This window comes from Serratia plymuthica, assembly GCF_018336935.1.
Taxonomy (GTDB): Bacteria; Pseudomonadota; Gammaproteobacteria; order Enterobacterales; family Enterobacteriaceae; genus Serratia; species Serratia plymuthica_B.
Genome location: NZ_CP068771.1, coordinates 4,681,788 through 4,698,569 on the forward strand (window position 1 = coordinate 4,681,788; position 16,782 = coordinate 4,698,569).

The window sequence follows — 16,782 nt, forward strand, 5'->3', positions numbered from 1 at the left end:
TTTGCATGGCGAATATGTTTGCCCTGATCCTGGCTATAGCTACACTGGTTACCGGGATCATATGGGCTTTTGAGCGCTTCAAATGGGCGCCGGCCCGCCGGGAGAAGATTGCGGCGGTGAATGCACAGACTGCGGGCGCCGTAGACGATAAAACGCTGGCGAAAGTGGCGAAGCAGCCAGGTTGGGTCGAAACCGGCGCGTCGGTTTTCCCGGTATTGCTGCTGGTGTTTGTGGTGCGTTCGTTTATTTACGAACCTTTCCAGATCCCATCAGGTTCAATGATGCCGACGCTGTTGATTGGCGATTTTATTCTGGTGGAGAAATATGCTTACGGCATTAAAGATCCGATTACCCAGACCACGCTAATTGAAACCGGCCATCCGAAACGCGGCGATATTGCGGTATTTAAATATCCGCTGGATCCGAAGCTGGATTATATCAAACGTGTCGTGGGGCTACCGGGTGACCGGGTGTCTTACGATCCGGTTAATAAACGCGTGACCGTTCAGCCATCCTGTAATAACGGCCAGCCTTGCGATACCGCACTGGCGCTGACATACACCGATGCGCAACCAAGCGATTTTGTGCAGATGTTCAGCCGCAGCGGCATGGGCGAAGCCAGCAACGGTTTCTACCAGATCCCGCAGAGCGATAACGTGCCACAAGGCGGGATCCGCCTGCGTGAGCGCCAGGAAACGCTGGGCACTGTCTCTCACCATATTCTGACCGTGCCGGGCACGCAGGATCAGGTGGGCGCTTACAACCAGCAGCCGGGTAATCCACTGGCGGAATGGATTGTACCGGCGGGGCATTACTTCATGATGGGTGATAACCGCGACAACAGTGCCGACAGCCGTTATTGGGGCTTCGTACCGGAGAAAAATCTGGTGGGTAAAGCCACGGCTATCTGGATGAGTTTTGAAAAGCAGGAAGGTGAATGGCCAACCGGCGTAAGGTTTAGCCGTATCGGTGGAATTCATTAATAGCTCCGTTATACCCAATAGATTTCGCGCTGCGGCAAGGCGGTAACCGAGTGAATCTCCGGGAGCTTGGATAACCAAGTGACCGGGGTGAAAAAGGGAAGCCAACACCGCCGCAACGTGAAAGATGAAGGGTATATAAACGCAGCATTATATTTCCACTCGTTGTAGAATACCTCCTCGAGCGATAAAAAGTTGGCTCCCTGTTGGGAGCCACTGCAAACGAAACAGCTTTGGATTGGCTTTCGGCGAAGCAGGCCTGTTCCGTATGCTGCAAGTTTTTGACGCATTCTTGATCTATTGGTAACTCATGAACCCCATCGTAATAAACAGGCTGCAGCGGAAGCTGGGCTACACTTTTCAACAGCAGGAGCTCTTACTGCAAGCGTTGACTCACCGTAGCGCCAGCAGTAAACACAATGAACGTCTTGAGTTTCTGGGTGACTCTATTCTTAGTTTTGTCATCGCCAATGCGCTCTACCATCGTTTTCCTCGCGTAGACGAGGGCGATATGAGCCGCATGCGTGCCACGTTGGTGCGCGGTAATACGCTGGCGGAGATGGCGCGCGAGTTCGACCTGGGCGAATGTCTGCGTCTCGGACCGGGTGAGTTGAAAAGTGGTGGATTCCGCCGCGAATCAATCCTGGCGGATACGGTGGAGGCATTAATTGGCGGCGTTTTCCTGGATAGCGATATCCAAAACGTCGAACGACTGATTTTGGACTGGTATCGCAGCCGGTTGGACGAAATCAGCCCCGGTGATAAGCAGAAAGACCCGAAAACCCGCTTGCAGGAGTTTTTACAAGGTCGTCATCTGCCGTTGCCTTCTTATCTGGTGGTGCAGGTTCGCGGTGAGGCGCACGATCAGGAGTTTACTATCCACTGCCAGGTGAGTGGTTTGAGCGAACCTGTCGTAGGTACCGGCTCAAGCCGCCGTAAAGCCGAACAGGCAGCAGCGGAACAAGCGTTGAAAAAGCTGGAGCTTGAATGAGCGAAGAAAAACAATACTGTGGTTTTATTGCGATAGTCGGTCGTCCCAACGTGGGCAAATCCACGTTGCTCAACCAACTGCTGGGGCAAAAAGTCTCCATCACTTCGCGTAAACCGCAGACGACCCGTCACCGCATTATGGGTATCGACACCGATGGCGCCTATCAGGCTATCTACGTCGACACCCCGGGTCTGCATATCGAAGAAAAACGCGCCATCAACCGTTTGATGAACCGCGCGGCCAGCAGCTCAATCGGCGACGTCGAACTGGTGATCTTCGTAGTGGAAGGCACCAACTGGACTGCCGACGATGAAATGGTGGTCAACAAGCTGCGCAGCCTGAAATGCCCGGTCCTGCTGGCGATCAACAAGGTCGACAACGTTACCGACAAATCCAAGCTGTTGCCGCACATTGCGTTCTTGAGCCAGCAGATGAATTTCCTCGACGTAGTGCCGATTTCTGCCGAAAAAGGCATGAATGTGGACACTATCGCCGCTATCGCGCGCAAGCTGCTGCCGGAAGCGGAACACCACTTCCCGGACGATTACATCACCGACCGTTCGCAGCGCTTTATGGCGTCGGAAATCATTCGCGAAAAGCTGATGCGTTTCCTGGGCGAAGAGCTGCCTTACTCGGTCACGGTTGAGATCGAACAGTTTGTGCCGAACGAACGCGGCGGTTACAACGTGCACGGGCTGATCCTGGTTGAGCGCGAAGGCCAGAAGAAAATGGTCATCGGCAACAAGGGCGCGAAGATCAAAACTATCGGTATCGAAGCTCGCCACGACATGGAACAGATGTTTGAAACCAAAGTGCATCTGGAACTGTGGGTGAAAGTGAAATCCGGCTGGGCGGACGACGAACGTGCGCTGCGCAGTCTGGGCTATACCGACGACCTGAAATAACCTCTCCAATGGACGGCTGGGAGCGCGCTTTCGTCCTGCATGGGCGACCGTACAGTGAAACCAGCCTGATGCTGGACATGTTCACGGAAGGTCATGGGCGGGTGCGCTTGCTGGCAAAAGGCGCGCGCAGCCGCCGCTCCAATCTGAAGGGTTGCCTGCAACCCTTTACTCCCCTGCTGGTGCGCTGGGGCGGCCGTGGCGAAGTGAAAACGCTGCGTAACGCCGAAGCGGTCTCCCTTGGTTTACCCCTCAGCGGCATGATGCTGTACAGCGGCCTGTACGTGAACGAACTGCTGTCGCGGGTGCTGGAGCAGGAAGCCAACTACTCGGTCTTATTCTTCGATTATCTGCAATGTTTGCAGGCGCTGGCGGCGGAAGACATTTCCCCGGAGCAGGCGCTTCGTCAGTTTGAACTCGCATTGCTGAATCACCTGGGCTATGGCCTCGATTTTCTGCACTGCGCCGGCAGCGGCCAGCCGGTGGACGATGGCATGACCTACCGTTACCGCGAGGAAAAGGGCTTTATCGCCAGTCTGGTGGTGGACCATTACAGCTTTACCGGCCGCGAACTGCGCGCGCTGGCGGAGCGTCAGTTCCCCGATGCGCAAACCTTGCGCGCCGCCAAACGCTTCACCCGCATGGCGCTAAAACCCTATCTGGGCGGCAAACCGCTGAAGAGCCGCGAACTGTTTCGTCAGTTCGTCCGCAAGCAGCCGGATACGCCGGTCGACGACGCCTGACCTTTTCCCCTTTTGCGGCCCTGCGCCCGCGTGTAAACTGCTGGCACTGAAAATCGTTTTTAGAGGGTTGTCATGGCTGATTTGCTGCTGGGCGTTAATATCGATCACATCGCCACGTTACGTAACGCGCGCGGAACCCAATATCCGGATCCGGTTCAGGCGGCATTTATCGCCGAACAGGCGGGGGCTGACGGGATTACCGTGCACCTGCGCGAAGACCGTCGCCACATCACCGATCGCGACGTGCGTATTCTGCGTCAAACCATCCAGACGCGCATGAATCTTGAAATGGCCGTGACCGACGAAATGCTGGATATCGCCATTGAAGTGAAGCCGCAATTTTGCTGCCTGGTGCCGGAAAAACGCGAAGAAGTCACTACCGAGGGTGGGTTGGACGTTGCCGGGCAACAGGACAAAATGGCCGTGGCGGTGGAGCGTTTGACACAGGCCGGCATTTTGGTTTCGCTGTTTATCGACCCGGATCATCGCCAGATTGATGCGGCGGTGGCGGTTGGCGCTCCCTATATTGAAATCCATACCGGTGCCTATGCCGAAGCCGAAGGCGAACTGGCGGTGAAGGCCGAGCTGCACCGTATAGCGGTCGCGGCTACCTATGCCGCCGGCAAGGGGCTGAAGGTCAACGCCGGTCATGGCCTGACTTACCATAACGTTCAGCCGATAGCTGCGCTGCCGGAGATGTATGAGCTGAATATCGGCCATGCCATTATCGGCCAGGCAGTAATGAGTGGGTTGCCGGCAGCGGTTGCCGACATGAAATTGCTGATGCGGGAAGCGCGTCGCTAATGGCGGTACTGGGGCTGGGTACCGACATCGTTGAAATGGCGCGTATCGAAGCCGTGGTGGAACGCAGCGGCGATCGCCTGGCACGTCGCGTGCTGAGCGCGGCCGAGTGGGAGGTGTATCAGCAGCATCAGCAGCCGGTACGCTTTCTCGCCAAGCGCTTCGCGGTGAAAGAAGCGGCCGCCAAGGCTTTCGGTACCGGCATTCGCAACGGGCTGGCATTTAATCAGTTCGAGGTCTTCAACGACGGTCTCGGCAAGCCGAACATTCGTCTGCACGATCGCGCCGCCGAGTTGGCGCAGGAGATGGGCGTTACCGCCATCCACGTCTCGCTGGCGGATGAACGCCGTTACGCCTGTGCAACGGTCATTATCGAAGGGTAACGCGGTATCAGCCGTAAAAACAAAAGGGCGCCTGTTGGCGCCCTTGTCGATCGGAAGGTGACGATTACAGCCGATCGGCGTGATGCAGCACCACAAACTTGTCCCACAGCTGTTCGTTGCTTTCGCGGTGCTGCGGGTTAACGACAATGGTGTTATCGATCGGGCATACCTGCTGACAGGTTGGAATATCGTAATGGCCAACGCACTCGGTGCAGCGATCGCTATCGATCCGGTAGATATCCTCCCCCATCGAAATGGCCTGATTCGGGCATTCCGGCTCGCACATATCACAGTTGATGCATTTGCGTGTGATTAGCAGGGCCATGGTTTATCTCTCATCGTTAATAGGGGTATTTTGCGCAGCGCGGATTATAACGTCTAAACCAGTTTTTTCACTAACTGTTCGCTGTGTTTGATGCGGTCGCGGGCATGATCGAGATCGTGCTGAATCAAGGCCATAAACAGCAGGTCGGTGAGGGCGAACTGAGCGGTGCTGGAGGAAATGGCGGCGCTGCGGGTATCGGGTTCCTCAGCGATGGTATACAGGCAGTGATCGGCGCGTTGCTGCAGCCCGTTCGGCGAGAAACTGGTCAGTGCCAGCACCTTGGCGCCGGCCAGGCGGGCTTCTTCCGCCGCCAGGTTGATTTCCCGCCGTTCTCCGCTGAATGAGATCGCCAGCAGCAAATCCCGCTTATCCAGCGCCTGTACCGCCGCCAACTGGACATGCATATCCGGCTCCGCTATCGCCATCACGCCAATTTTCAGCAGCTTGTAGGAGAAATCCTTGGCGACCAACCCGGAAGCGCCGATCCCCACCAAAATGACCCTTCGCGCCTGGCGCAGCATATCCAGCGCCTGATGCAGACGCTCTTCGCTATTGATATCCAGCGTGGCGCGCAACGCGGACTGCTTTTCCACCAACAGCTTTTCGCCGACCGTTTTCAGCGCATCGCTGCTGAGGATCCGGTTATGTACGGTGACCACCTGCTCAGCCTGTGGCTGGGCCAGGGTTTCGCTCAGCGCCAGCTTCAACGCCGGGAAGCCTTTGTAGCCCATCTTCTGAGCAAACTTCACCACGCTTGACTGACTGATCCCGGCCAACTGGGCCAGCTTTTGCGAGCTGAGATGGCGCGCCTGCTCGGCGTTATGCAGCAGAAAATCCGCCAGTTTGCGGTCGTTTTGAGCCAGTGTCGGATACATCTGACGAATGCGAAGAAGGGTGCTCATTGCTCTTTCCCTGGAAACCAACGGGTATTCTGCCACGCCGGCGGCGAAAACGCGCAGTGAAAATTTTTTGTGAACTCGTCTTTAAAATAGCAAATAGTGCTCGCTTTGCTGAATAAAATATTCAAATAATGTTTTTATGTTTGGAATTAAAAATTCAAAGGTAAGCAAATGAACCTAGGCGCATTGGTATCTGAAACCCGTAACCCAGCCACCATGGGGCTGGATGAAATGTCGACATTGGAGATGGTGAGCTGCTTTAACCGGGAAGACCGCAAGGTGCCGGAAGCGATTGAAAAAGTGCTGCCGGCGATCGCGCAGGCGGTAGATCTGGCGGCGGCGGCGTTGAAGGCCGGCGGCCGGTTGATTTATCTGGGGGCGGGTACCAGCGGCCGTCTTGGCGTGCTTGACGCCTCCGAATGCCCACCCACTTTCGGCGTGCCGCACGGCAGGGTTGTTGGGCTGATTGCCGGCGGCCCTGGCGCGCTGCTGAAGGCGGTAGAAGGCGCAGAAGACGACGCAGCCCTGGGAGAGGCCGATTTGAAAGCGCTGACGCTGACGGCCACCGACATGGTGGTGGGGCTGGCGGCGTCCGGGCGTACGCCTTATGTGATTGGCGCCTTGCGCTACGCGCGTCAGTTGGGTTGCCCGACGGCGGCGATTTCCTGTAATCCGGATTCACCCATCGCCCACGAAGCGCAGGTGGCGATCTCGCCGGTGGTGGGGCCGGAGGCGCTGACCGGTTCGACGCGCATGAAATCCGGCACTGCGCAAAAACTGGTGCTGAACATGCTGTCGACCGGCGCGATGGTCAAACTGGGCAAGGTTTATCAAAACCTGATGGTGGACGTGAAGGCTACCAACGTCAAACTGGTGGATCGCGCCTGCCGCATCGTCGTGGAAGCCACCGGCGCCGAACGCAGCCAGGTTGAGGCGGCGTTGACGCAGACCGGTTTTGAAGTCAAACCGGCGATTCTGATGATTTTGGCCGGTATTGGCGCCGAAGAAGCGCAGCGTCGCTTGCAGCAGCACGACGGCTATTTGCGCGCGGCATTGACGCGTTAAACCACACTTGGGGCGGGCGATGGACAAGACAACGGCACTGGCAACACAGATTCTGACGGGGATTGGCGGCGAGGGGAATATCCTCAGGCTGGAGAACTGCATGACGCGGGTTCGCGTCGAGGTCCGTGACGAACAGCGCCTTGATTTAGCGGCGCTCAGGCAGTTACCGGGCATTAAGGGCTATATCAAGCAGGGCGATCAGCATCAGTTTATTGTCGGCCCTGGCGCCGCCGCCAAAGTGGTAGATGCCATGCGTACACTGTTCAGTGACGCCCCGGCGGCCGTTGAAGATAATATTGCTCGCAACAAGGCACAGGCTAAGCAAAAGTATTCGGCACCAATGAGCGGTGCGCTGAAAAAACTGGCCGATGTCTTTATCCCGTTGATACCGGCGTTTATCGCCTCAGGTCTGATTACCGGCATTATCAACCTGTTGAAGCGGCCGGATATCGCCGGCGAGCTGGCGGTGAATTACCCCAACGTGCTGGGGCTGCTGGCGATTTTCGGCAGCGCGGTGTTCGCCATCATGAATATTCTGGTAGGGGTCAACGCCGCCCGGGTGTTTGGCGGTTCGCAGGCGATGGGCGGCGTGATGGCCGGAATTCTCTCCAGCCCGGCGCTGGCGCAGATTACGCTGTTCGGCGAAGCGTTGCAGCCGGGGCGCGGTGGGGTGATTGCCGTGCTGCTGGTAGTGGCGCTGATGTGTTGGGTGGAAAAACGCCTGCGCAACCTGCTGCCGGAGTCGATCGAGCTTATCCTCAATCCGCTGTTGACCACCTTGGTGACTGCCTCGCTGGCGATTATGATTTTGCAACCGCTCGGCGGCTACATCTCGGACGCCATCGCCCATGGCGCCAATCTGGCTATCGACAAGGGCGGGTTGCTGGTGGGCGCGGTGCTGTCCGGGCTGTTTCTGCCGCTGGTGCTGTCCGGTCTGCATCAGGGATTGGTGCCGATACATGTCGAGCTGGTGCAGGCGCACGGCTCCAACCCGCTGTTGCCGATCCTGGCGATGGCCGGTGTGGGGCAAGTGGGGGCGGCATTGGCGGTGTTAATGAAAACGCGCAATGCGCGCCTGAAAAAGGTGATCAAAGGGGCGTTGCCGGTCGGTATTCTCGGCATTGGCGAGCCGCTGATTTTCGGCGTGACCCTGCCGCTGGGCAAGCCCTTTATTGCCGCCTGCCTCGGCGGCGCGGTGGGGGGCGCGCTGATCAGTTACTGGAAGGTGGCGACGGTGATTACCTTCGGTATCTCGGGTTTGCCTTTGGCGCTGACCATTGTCTCGGGTAAGGTGATGTTGTATCTGGCCGGTATGGTGATTACGATTGCGGCTGGGTTTATATTCACCTGGATAATGGGATTCAACGATCCTGAGGAGTGACGTTTGAGCGAGAAACAGAGCCAGGAGGCCGTGGGGGGCCGCCGCGTGGTGTTCTTTGATCTGGACGGTACGCTGCATCAGGAAGACATGTTTGGCAGTTTCTTGCGTTTCTTGCTGCGCCATCTGCCGCTGAACCTGTTGTTGGTGGTGCCGCTGCTGCCGGTGGTCGGGCTGGCGATGCTGGTGATGGGGCGCGCTGCGCGCTGGCCGATGAGCGTCCTGCTGTGGTCGATCACCTTTGGCCGGTCGGAGGCCAGGTTAAAGGCGCTGGAACTGCAGTTCGTCGGCTATTTCCGCGACAAGGTGACCGCGTTTCCGGTGGTGCAAATGCGCCTGCGCCAGTACCTCGATGTGCACGATGCGCAGGTGTGGCTGATCACCGGCTCACCGGAGCGGCTGGTGGAACAGGTTTATCGGGACTCCGCTTTCCTGTCGCGGGTGCGCCTGGTCGGCAGCCGCATTGTGCGCCGTCACGGCGGCTGGGTGTTGGCCATGCGCTGTCTCGGCGTCCAGAAAGTGACGCAACTGGAACAGCGTCTCGGCGCGCCGCTCAGGCTGTACAGCGGTTACAGTGACAGCAAGCAGGACAATCCGCTGCTGTACTTTTGCGAGCACCGCTGGCGGGTCAGCAAGCTGGGGGAGTTGCAGCAGTTGGAGTAAGCAAAGGGGCGGATTTCCGCCCTTTGCCGTTTATATTCCTCTGGTTTTCGAATTGCAGCGTGACAGACCGCACTCATAACGCCTTAATCATCGGTCAGATCGTGCGACTTGCGTCCCAGTTGCCATATCTTCTCTGCATAGTGCCCCAACGCCCACAGGCTCAGACCGAGCACCACAAAGAAGATCGCCTTGGGCATGCTGTCCCAGAAAAACTCGAAGAAGCGGGTATAAAGGTTGATGCACAGGAAGGTCAGACCGAATCCGCGCAGCATGGCGTCGTCACGTTTCAGCCCCAACCAGATGACCACTGCGGCGGCGATGCCGAACAGCAGGCTCCAGTGGAACAGTTCGATCTGGCGCACGCTATACCAGCTGTCAAGATCGCCGTAATTGCCGAAGATCGACAGCAGCCACAGGGCGATAAACAAATACAGCAGCCCCATCGCCAGCGAAACCCGCTCCAGCCCACGCCGTGCAAGCAGCGGTTGCAGCAGCAATGCTGCGGCGATCAGGACAGCGCCGAAGGCGATAAAGCGAATCGGGAAGCTCATGCCCAGCCAGTAAGCGCCCCAGCCGGAAAGGTAGCCGGTTTCGACGCCGAAGGCGTTGCCGAGCGACAGCAGGGCAAACCACCACACCAGCCCGGAGCGGCTGAACCAGCCAATCACGCCGTAAAGCAGAGCGGCGAACATCAGCAGCAATGAAACCCGGCCACTGCCGTTGTCCAGCCAGACGCCCATTTGCCACAGAGCGCAGGCGGTGAAGAGCACGGCGATGAACAGCGCGGCCTCATTACCGTAGCGTTTTTCCGGATGACGGCGACGACGGCGCAAGGCCCAGATATAGGCCAGCGCGGCCAGTATGCCGGCCATCGCCATGCGAACCGGCGCATCGAAGCGGAACAAGCCGCTCAGCCAGTCCAACAGAGCGCTGTCGGCGAACAGGCTGGTGATGGCAATGACCAGCGAGGCCAGTGCGGCGAGAAAGGTATAACGCGCCAGCCGCCGCCAGTCGAAAGGCTGCACTTCCACATGCTGCAACAACTGTTCTTGCTGTTGCGCCGTCAGCGCGCCTTCGCCGACCCAGCCGTTCAGGGCTTTGCGTACCACGGCGGCGTTCTTCTTGCTGAATTTCATGTTTCTTATCCCTGATAACATCGCTATTCGTTCAGTATATACCCGTCGCATTTCAAGCCGCAGCGCTCGACGCCGTTCCCGGTCGGCAGGGGCGAATATATTCACTCCGGTTAACGCGGGCGCAGCATGCGGCGCACCTACTGTGTATAATGCCCGCCGCAAAAGCGCACGAGGAATTATGCGATGACTGAATATAACGATGAATACTGGATGCGTCAGGCGTTGCTGCTTGCCCAGCGTGCTCAGGAAGAAGGCGAGGTGCCGGTGGGTGCGCTGCTGGTGCTGGACAATCAGGTGATTGGCGAAGGCTGGAACCGGCCGATTGGCCGCCACGATCCTACCGCGCATGCGGAGATCATGGCGCTGCGGCAGGGCGGAGCGGTGTTACAGAACTATCGCCTGTTGAATGCCACGTTGTATGTCACCCTGGAGCCGTGCGTGATGTGCGCCGGCGCAATGGTTCACAGCCGCATTCGTCGGCTGGTGTATGGCGCGGCCGATGTGAAAACCGGTGCGGCAGGGTCGCTGGTGGATATTTTGCGCCATCCCGGCATGAACCATCAGGTGGAGATCGCTTCAGGCGTGCTGGCGGACGAATGCGCCGCGACGCTGAGCAACTTTTTCCGCCTGCGCCGCGAGCAGAAAAAAGCGCTTAAGCTGGCGCAGCGCGCGGCGGATAAGCCGGAGTAATCAGTGGTTAAGCGCCAGTTCCGGTATAACGACCGGATAGCCTTTCCCTAACGCCTCCTGTTCGGCCGCTTCCTGCGCCGCCTTCCTCTCTTTTTCTTGCAGATAGCCGACCAGGCTGACCTGATAGCGGCGAATGTTTTCCACGTAGTTATAAGCTTCGCGTCCGCGCGCATAGCCGTAGGTCAACTGCGGGTAATAACGTTTTTGGCTGAGCATCGGCAGGCGCTGTTTGACGTCCACCCAGCTGTCCGGGTTGCCTTTTTGCATTTTGGTCAGCTTGCGGGCGTCGAGCATATGGCCCCAGCCCATGTTGTACGCCGCCAGCGAGAACCAGATGCGTTCGTCTTCCGGCACGCTGTCGGGCACCTTGGCCATCAGCCTTTGCAGGTAAAGTGCGCCGCCCTGAATGCTTTCCTCGGGATCCAGACGATCGTTGACCCCCAGGCCGTCGGCGGTGGCCCGCGTCAGCATCATCAGGCCGCGTACGCCGGTAGGGGAGGTGGCCTGCGGGTTCCAGTGCGACTCCTGATAGGCGATGGCCGCCAGCAATTTCCAGTCGATCTCATTGGCGTATTTTTCAAACAGCGAGCGGAAGGTCGGCAGCACCGAGTCGATGGCCGACAGGAAGGTTCTGGTATCGACGTAATCGAAGCTGCCGACGTGGCCGAGATACTTCTCTTCCAGCCGCGCCAGCGTGCCGTCGTCTACCATCTGGCTATAGAAATCCAGCATCGCCGCATACAGGCTGTCGTCGTTGCCGCGCTTCAGATACCAGGTGACCGGCTCTTCATCGGTGACGTCGAACGCGACCGCCAGTTGCGGATGGATGCGCTGCAGCAGGGCGATAGTCACGGAGTCGCCGAGGGTATAGTCGAGCTTGCCGTCGGCCACCTGTTCCAGCAGCTCTTTGGAGGTCAGGTCGCTGGAGGCTTCCCAACTGAGGTCCGGGAATTTACTTTGCTTAAGCTGCTTCAGCGTGCTGACGTGCGCGGAACCGGAGGCGACCGCCAGCTTGCCTTTAATATCGGCAAAGGTTTTTGGCCGTGGGGTGCCCAGGCGATAGACCAACTGCTGGGATACGGAATAATAGGCCGGACCGGTGCGTGCGCGGCTGAGGCGATCCTGGTTGTAGATCAGGCCGGCGGCCAGCAGATCGGTGTCGTCATCGTCCAGATCGTCAAACAGGTCATTGATATTGTTGTGCGGGATCACCACCAGCTTCACGCCCAGGTAGTTGGCGAAGCGCTTCGCCAGTTCGTAATCGAGCCCACCCGGCCCCTGTTTGGTGGTGAAATAGGTTAGCGGCGTGTTCAGCGTACTGATACGCAGCTCGCCACGGGATTTGATCTCTTCGAGCTGCCCTCCCTGGCCACCGCGCCAGGCAATGTTGGGCCACAGGGCGAGCGCCAGAAGCAAGGTAACAACACCGATGAGAATGTAGTTTATTTTTAGGCGTTTCAAATAGTTATCCAGTGGTGGTACGGGTGCTCCGGTGACCGGGGGTCAGTCTTTTCTTATGGTTAAATCACCAGTGCGGGAGCATTTTGCGCAACAAAACGCCAGCGTGCAACTTTATTGACACGTTATGACAATTCGAGGGGGCGAACAGCTTTTATCAATAATAGCTGCGCAAACGGTTTCGTCGGCGGCGCAGATTCTCTATAATGACGCGCGTTTTCCCCTGTTGCGCCCAAAGAAGTGCTGAAGTCAGTTGCTTCGAAGACGAGAGAACTTTGATTATGGAAATACTGCGTGGTTCGCCCGCTTTGTCGGCTTTTCGTATTACCAAACTGCTGTCCCGCTGTCAGGACGCTCAACTTCCGGTCAGTGATATCTACGCCGAGTACGTCCACTTTGCCGATGTTAATGCACCGCTAAGTGCCGAAGAGCATGGCAAGCTCACGCGCCTGCTCAAGTATGGCCCCTCTCTCGCCGAACATGCCCCTGAAGGCCGCCTGCTGTTGGTGACGCCGCGTCCGGGTACCATTTCACCCTGGTCTTCCAAAGCCAGCGATATCGCCCACAACTGCGGTTTGAAGCAAGTGGTGCGGCTGGAGCGCGGCCTGGCGTTTTACGTCAAGGCGCCGACGCTGACCGAAGCGCAGTGGCAACAGCTTGCCGCGTTGCTGCACGATCGCATGATGGAAACGGTATTCAGCGAACTGCAGCAGGCAGAACAGCTTTTTGCTCAGCATCAACCGGCGCCGTACCAGGCGGTGGACGTGCTGGGAGAAGGGCGCAGCGCGCTGGAACAGGCCAACCTCAAGCTGGGGCTGGCACTGGCGCAGGATGAAATCGACTATCTGCTGAATGCCTTTACCGGTCTGGGGCGCAACCCGACGGATATCGAACTCTATATGTTCGCGCAGGCCAACTCCGAGCACTGCCGCCACAAGATTTTCAACGCCGACTGGATCATCGACGGCGAACAGCAACCCAAATCGCTGTTCAAAATGATCAAAAACACCTTCGAGCAGACGCCGGATTACGTACTCTCTGCTTATAAAGACAACGCGGCGGTCATGGAAGGTTCTCAGGTCGGCCGTTTCTTCGCCGCGCCGGAAAACGGCCAGTATGACTACCATCAGGAAGACGCGCATATCCTGATGAAGGTGGAAACCCATAACCACCCGACGGCGATCTCCCCATGGCCGGGCGCCGCTACCGGTTCCGGCGGCGAGATCCGTGACGAAGGCGCCACCGGCCGCGGCGCCAAGCCCAAGGCGGGCCTAGTGGGCTTCTCGGTTTCCAATCTGCGTATTCCCGGTTTCGAACAGCCGTGGGAGCAGGACTTCGGCAAACCGGAGCGCATCGTTACCGCACTGGATATCATGACCGACGGCCCATTGGGCGGTGCGGCGTTCAACAACGAATTCGGGCGTCCTGCGCTGGTAGGCTACTTCCGTACTTATGAAGAGCAGGTCAACAGCCACAACGGCGTCGAGCTGCGCGGCTACCACAAGCCCATCATGTTGGCGGGCGGTATCGGCAACATCCGCGCCGATCACGTGCAGAAGGGTGAAATCACCGTGGGCGCCAAGCTGGTGGTGCTCGGCGGCCCGGCGATGAATATCGGCCTGGGCGGCGGCGCGGCTTCTTCCATGGCGTCCGGCCAGTCCGATGCCGATCTGGACTTCGCCTCGGTGCAGCGCGACAACCCGGAAATGGAACGCCGCTGTCAGGAAGTGATCGACCGCTGCTGGCAGTTGGGCGAACAAAACCCGATTCTGTTTATCCACGACGTGGGTGCCGGCGGTCTGTCTAACGCCATGCCGGAACTGGTCAGCGACGGTGGCCGCGGCGGCCGTTTCGAACTGCGCGATATCCTTAACGACGAGCCGGGCATGAGCCCGCTGGAAGTGTGGTGCAACGAATCGCAGGAGCGCTATGTGATGGCGATTGCGCCGGCGCAGATGGCGCAGTTTGACGAAATTTGCCGCCGTGAGCGCGCACCTTATGCGGTGATCGGCGAAGCCACCGAAGAGCTGCATTTGACGCTGAACGACAGCCATTTCGACAATCAACCGATCGACATGCCGCTGGACGTGCTGCTGGGCAAAACGCCGAAAATGACGCGTGACGTGACCAGCCTGCAGGTCAAGGGCGAACCGATCCAACGCGCGAATATCACCCTGGAGGATGCGGTAAAACGCGTTCTGCATTTGCCGGCGGTGGCAGAGAAAACCTTCCTGATCACCATCGGCGACCGCACCGTAACCGGCATGGTGGCACGCGACCAGATGGTTGGCCCGTGGCAGATCCCGGTAGCCGACTGCGCGGTGACCACCGCCAGCCTGGACAGCTACTATGGTGAAGCGATGTCGATCGGCGAACGTGCGCCGGTTGCCTTGCTGGACTTCGCCGCCTCCGGCCGCCTGGCGGTAGGGGAAGCGTTGACCAACCTGGCAGCGACCGAAATCGGTTCGCTCAAGCGCGTGAAGCTTTCCGCTAACTGGATGGCGGCAGCCGGTCACCCGGGTGAAGACGCCGGCCTGTATGCCGCGGTGAAAGCGGTGGGCGAAGAGCTTTGCCCGGCGCTGGGCATCACCATTCCGGTGGGCAAAGACTCGATGTCGATGAAAACCCGCTGGCAGGAAGGCGCAGAGCAGCGCGAAATGACCTCGCCGCTGTCGCTGGTGATCACCGGTTTTGCCCGCGTGGAAGACGTTCGTCATACCGTGACGCCGCAACTGCGCACCGATAAGGGCGACAGTGCGCTGTTGTTGATCGACCTGGGCAACGGCCATAACGCACTGGGCGCTACCGCACTGGCGCAGGTTTACCGCCAACTGGGCGACAAGCCGGCCGACGTGCGCAATGTAGAACAGCTGGCAGGCTTCTTCAACGCCATGCAGCAACTGGTGGCCGATCGCGCGCTGCTGGCTTACCACGACCGTTCCGACGGCGGCCTGCTGGTTACGCTGGCGGAAATGGCGTTTGCCGGCCACTGCGGCGTGAACGTGGATATCAAAGGGCTGGGCGACGATGCGCTGGCAGCGCTGTTCAACGAAGAGCTGGGCGCGGTGATTCAGGTCACAGCCGACCGGCTTGAAGCGGTACGGCAGGTGTTTGCTCAACACGGCCTGACGGACAATGTGCACCACATCGGCAGCGTGCAGGCCGGCGATCGCTTTGTCATTACTCAGGGCGACAAAGCGCTGTACAGCCAAAGCCGCGCCACCCTGCGCACCTGGTGGGCGGAAACCACCTGGCAGATGCAACGCCTGCGCGATAACCCGGAATGCGCCGATCAGGAGCACCAGGCCAAGCAGGACGAGCGCGACCCGGGTCTGAACGTCAAGCTGACCTTTGCGCCGGAAGAAGACATTGCCGCGCCTTACATCGCCAAGGGCGCACGCCCTAAAGTGGCGGTGCTGCGCGAGCAGGGCGTCAACTCCCACGTTGAGATGGCGGCAGCCTTCCACCGCGCCGGCTTCGATGCGGTAGACGTTCACATGAGCGATCTGCTGGAAGGGCGTCGCGATCTGCAAGATTTCCATACGCTGGTTGCCTGCGGCGGTTTCTCTTACGGCGACGTACTGGGCGCCGGCGAAGGCTGGGCGAAGTCGATTCTGTTCAACGACCGCGTTCGCGACGAATTCGAATCCTTCTTCCACCGTCCGCAGACCCTGGCATTGGGCGTGTGCAACGGTTGCCAGATGATGTCGAACCTGCGCGATCTTATCCCCGGCGCCGAACACTGGCCGCGTTTCGTACGCAACCTGTCGGATCGTTTTGAAGCGCGTTTCAGCCTGGTGGAAGTGGCGGCCAGCCCGTCGTTGTTCATGCAGGGCATGACAGGTTCACGAATGCCGATTGCCGTATCCCACGGTGAAGGGCACGTTGAAGTGCGCGATGCCGTGCACCTGGCGGCGCTGGAAAGCAGTGGTCTGGTGGCATTGCGCTTTGTGGACAATGCCGGCCAGGTAACGGAAACCTATCCAGCCAACCCTAACGGTTCGCCGAACGGCATCACCGCAGTGACCAGCAGCAACGGCCGCGCGACGGTGATGATGCCGCATCCGGAACGCGTATTCCGTACCGTGAGCAACTCATGGCACCCGGAAGAGTGGGGCGAAGACAGCCCGTGGATGCGCATGTTCCGCAACGCCCGCAAGCAACTGGGCTAAGCGGTTACCGCGCGGTAACGAAAGGGGGCGCAAGAGATTGCGCCCCCTTTTTACTTATTGCGCCGGTACCGGTTTGCCGCTGTCGGCATTTTGCGACAGCGCACCTTTTTCATGTCTCTAAAAAGAGACACTTAACTCATTGATTTTTAATAGTGAAAAATTAATTGGCTTAAGTTGTCGGTTTTTGACGACAGGG

At 58.7% G+C, this 16,782-nt stretch carries 15 protein-coding genes; 11 read left to right on the forward strand and 4 right to left on the reverse strand.

Features of this window, described 5'->3' with window-relative positions; all coding sequences use genetic code 11:
• Positions 1-5: 5 nt before the first annotated feature.
• The 6 genes from lepB to acpS all read left to right on the forward strand — a co-directional run bounded on the left by lepB (position 6) and on the right by acpS (position 4,800).
• Positions 6-983: a signal peptidase I gene (lepB, locus tag JK621_RS21855; protein WP_212557620.1), complete on the forward strand. Its 978-nt coding sequence runs from the start codon at positions 6-8 to the stop codon at positions 981-983.
• A 307-nt stretch (positions 984-1,290) separates the two neighbouring features.
• On the forward strand, positions 1,291-1,971 hold the full coding sequence (rnc, locus tag JK621_RS21860) for a ribonuclease III (RefSeq protein WP_004953587.1): 681 nt from the start codon (positions 1,291-1,293) through the stop codon (positions 1,969-1,971).
• Positions 1,968-2,876 (forward strand): GTPase Era, encoded by a 909-nt coding sequence (gene era / locus JK621_RS21865; RefSeq protein ID WP_119804913.1) that lies wholly within the window; start codon positions 1,968-1,970, stop codon positions 2,874-2,876. Before rnc ends, era begins: the two co-directional genes overlap by 4 nt.
• A gap of 8 nt (positions 2,877-2,884) precedes the next feature.
• Positions 2,885-3,616 (forward strand): DNA repair protein RecO, encoded by a 732-nt coding sequence (recO, locus tag JK621_RS21870; protein WP_004953582.1) that lies wholly within the window; start codon positions 2,885-2,887, stop codon positions 3,614-3,616.
• A gap of 72 nt (positions 3,617-3,688) precedes the next feature.
• Positions 3,689-4,420, forward strand: a complete 732-nt coding sequence (pdxJ, locus tag JK621_RS21875; RefSeq protein ID WP_212557621.1) for a pyridoxine 5'-phosphate synthase — start codon at positions 3,689-3,691, stop codon at positions 4,418-4,420.
• Positions 4,420-4,800, forward strand: a complete 381-nt coding sequence (gene acpS, locus JK621_RS21880) for a holo-ACP synthase (RefSeq protein WP_212557622.1) — start codon at positions 4,420-4,422, stop codon at positions 4,798-4,800. Before pdxJ ends, acpS begins: the two co-directional genes overlap by 1 nt.
• Positions 4,801-4,864: 64 nt before the next feature.
• Here the strand turns inward: acpS and JK621_RS21885 are convergent, their stop codons facing one another.
• Together JK621_RS21885 and JK621_RS21890 are read right to left on the reverse strand one after the other, a co-directional pair.
• Positions 4,865-5,125, reverse strand: coding sequence for a YfhL family 4Fe-4S dicluster ferredoxin (locus JK621_RS21885; RefSeq protein ID WP_212557623.1), 261 nt, complete (start codon positions 5,123-5,125; stop codon positions 4,865-4,867).
• Positions 5,126-5,178: 53 nt separating this feature from the next.
• On the reverse strand, positions 5,179-6,027 hold the full coding sequence (locus JK621_RS21890) for a MurR/RpiR family transcriptional regulator (RefSeq protein WP_212557624.1): 849 nt from the start codon (positions 6,025-6,027) through the stop codon (positions 5,179-5,181).
• Between the two features lie 168 nt (positions 6,028-6,195).
• On the opposite strand from JK621_RS21890, the gene murQ reads away from it, so the two are divergent.
• The 3 genes from murQ to yfhb are packed head-to-tail and all read left to right on the forward strand — an operon-like array spanning position 6,196 to position 9,130.
• Complete coding sequence (gene murQ / locus JK621_RS21895) at positions 6,196-7,089, forward strand: N-acetylmuramic acid 6-phosphate etherase (protein ID WP_212557625.1); 894 nt, start codon at positions 6,196-6,198, stop codon at positions 7,087-7,089.
• A gap of 19 nt (positions 7,090-7,108) precedes the next feature.
• Positions 7,109-8,470 carry a PTS transporter subunit EIIC gene (locus tag JK621_RS21900; RefSeq protein WP_212557626.1) on the forward strand — a complete coding sequence of 454 codons (1,362 nt, stop codon included), beginning with the start codon at positions 7,109-7,111 and terminating at the stop codon, positions 8,468-8,470.
• Between the two features lie 3 nt (positions 8,471-8,473).
• Positions 8,474-9,130 carry a phosphatidylglycerophosphatase C gene (gene yfhb, locus JK621_RS21905; protein ID WP_212557627.1) on the forward strand — a complete coding sequence of 219 codons (657 nt, stop codon included), beginning with the start codon at positions 8,474-8,476 and terminating at the stop codon, positions 9,128-9,130.
• 83 nt (positions 9,131-9,213) lie between these two features.
• On the opposite strand, the gene JK621_RS21910 is transcribed toward yfhb, so the two are convergent.
• Entirely contained in the window at positions 9,214-10,266 is a 1,053-nt protein-coding gene (locus tag JK621_RS21910) for a DUF2157 domain-containing protein (RefSeq protein WP_212557628.1), read from the reverse strand.
• A gap of 183 nt (positions 10,267-10,449) precedes the next feature.
• On the opposite strand from JK621_RS21910, the gene tadA reads away from it, so the two are divergent.
• A complete protein-coding gene (gene tadA, locus JK621_RS21915) occupies positions 10,450-10,956 on the forward strand; it encodes a tRNA adenosine(34) deaminase TadA (protein WP_004952136.1) in 507 nt (168 codons plus the stop codon).
• Here the strand turns inward: tadA and mltF are convergent, their stop codons facing one another.
• Positions 10,957-12,417: a membrane-bound lytic murein transglycosylase MltF gene (gene mltF, locus JK621_RS21920; protein WP_013814169.1), complete on the reverse strand. Its 1,461-nt coding sequence runs from the start codon at positions 12,415-12,417 to the stop codon at positions 10,957-10,959.
• 278 nt (positions 12,418-12,695) lie between these two features.
• Between mltF and purL the strand changes: the two genes are divergently transcribed.
• Entirely contained in the window at positions 12,696-16,586 is a 3,891-nt protein-coding gene (gene purL, locus JK621_RS21925) for a phosphoribosylformylglycinamidine synthase (protein ID WP_212557629.1), read from the forward strand.
• Positions 16,587-16,782: the final 196 nt, after the last annotated feature.

Excerpts from the sequence above, each read along its gene's own strand:
- lepB (WP_212557620.1), top strand. The coding sequence starts at position 6 with ATGGCGAATATGTTTGCCCTGATCCTGGCTATAGCTACACTGGTTACC.
- rnc (WP_004953587.1), top strand. The coding sequence starts at position 1,291 with ATGAACCCCATCGTAATAAACAGGCTGCAGCGGAAGCTGGGCTACACT.
- era (WP_119804913.1), top strand. The coding sequence starts at position 1,968 with ATGAGCGAAGAAAAACAATACTGTGGTTTTATTGCGATAGTCGGTCGT.
- recO (WP_004953582.1), top strand. The coding sequence starts at position 2,885 with ATGGACGGCTGGGAGCGCGCTTTCGTCCTGCATGGGCGACCGTACAGT.
- pdxJ (WP_212557621.1), top strand. The coding sequence starts at position 3,689 with ATGGCTGATTTGCTGCTGGGCGTTAATATCGATCACATCGCCACGTTA.
- acpS (WP_212557622.1), top strand. The coding sequence starts at position 4,420 with ATGGCGGTACTGGGGCTGGGTACCGACATCGTTGAAATGGCGCGTATC.
- JK621_RS21885 (WP_212557623.1), bottom strand. The coding sequence starts at position 5,125 with ATGGCCCTGCTAATCACACGCAAATGCATCAACTGTGATATGTGCGAG.
- JK621_RS21890 (WP_212557624.1), bottom strand. The coding sequence starts at position 6,027 with ATGAGCACCCTTCTTCGCATTCGTCAGATGTATCCGACACTGGCTCAA.
- murQ (WP_212557625.1), top strand. The coding sequence starts at position 6,196 with ATGAACCTAGGCGCATTGGTATCTGAAACCCGTAACCCAGCCACCATG.
- JK621_RS21900 (WP_212557626.1), top strand. The coding sequence starts at position 7,109 with ATGGACAAGACAACGGCACTGGCAACACAGATTCTGACGGGGATTGGC.
- JK621_RS21910 (WP_212557628.1), bottom strand. The coding sequence starts at position 10,266 with ATGAAATTCAGCAAGAAGAACGCCGCCGTGGTACGCAAAGCCCTGAAC.
- tadA (WP_004952136.1), top strand. The coding sequence starts at position 10,450 with ATGACTGAATATAACGATGAATACTGGATGCGTCAGGCGTTGCTGCTT.
- purL (WP_212557629.1), top strand. The coding sequence starts at position 12,696 with ATGGAAATACTGCGTGGTTCGCCCGCTTTGTCGGCTTTTCGTATTACC.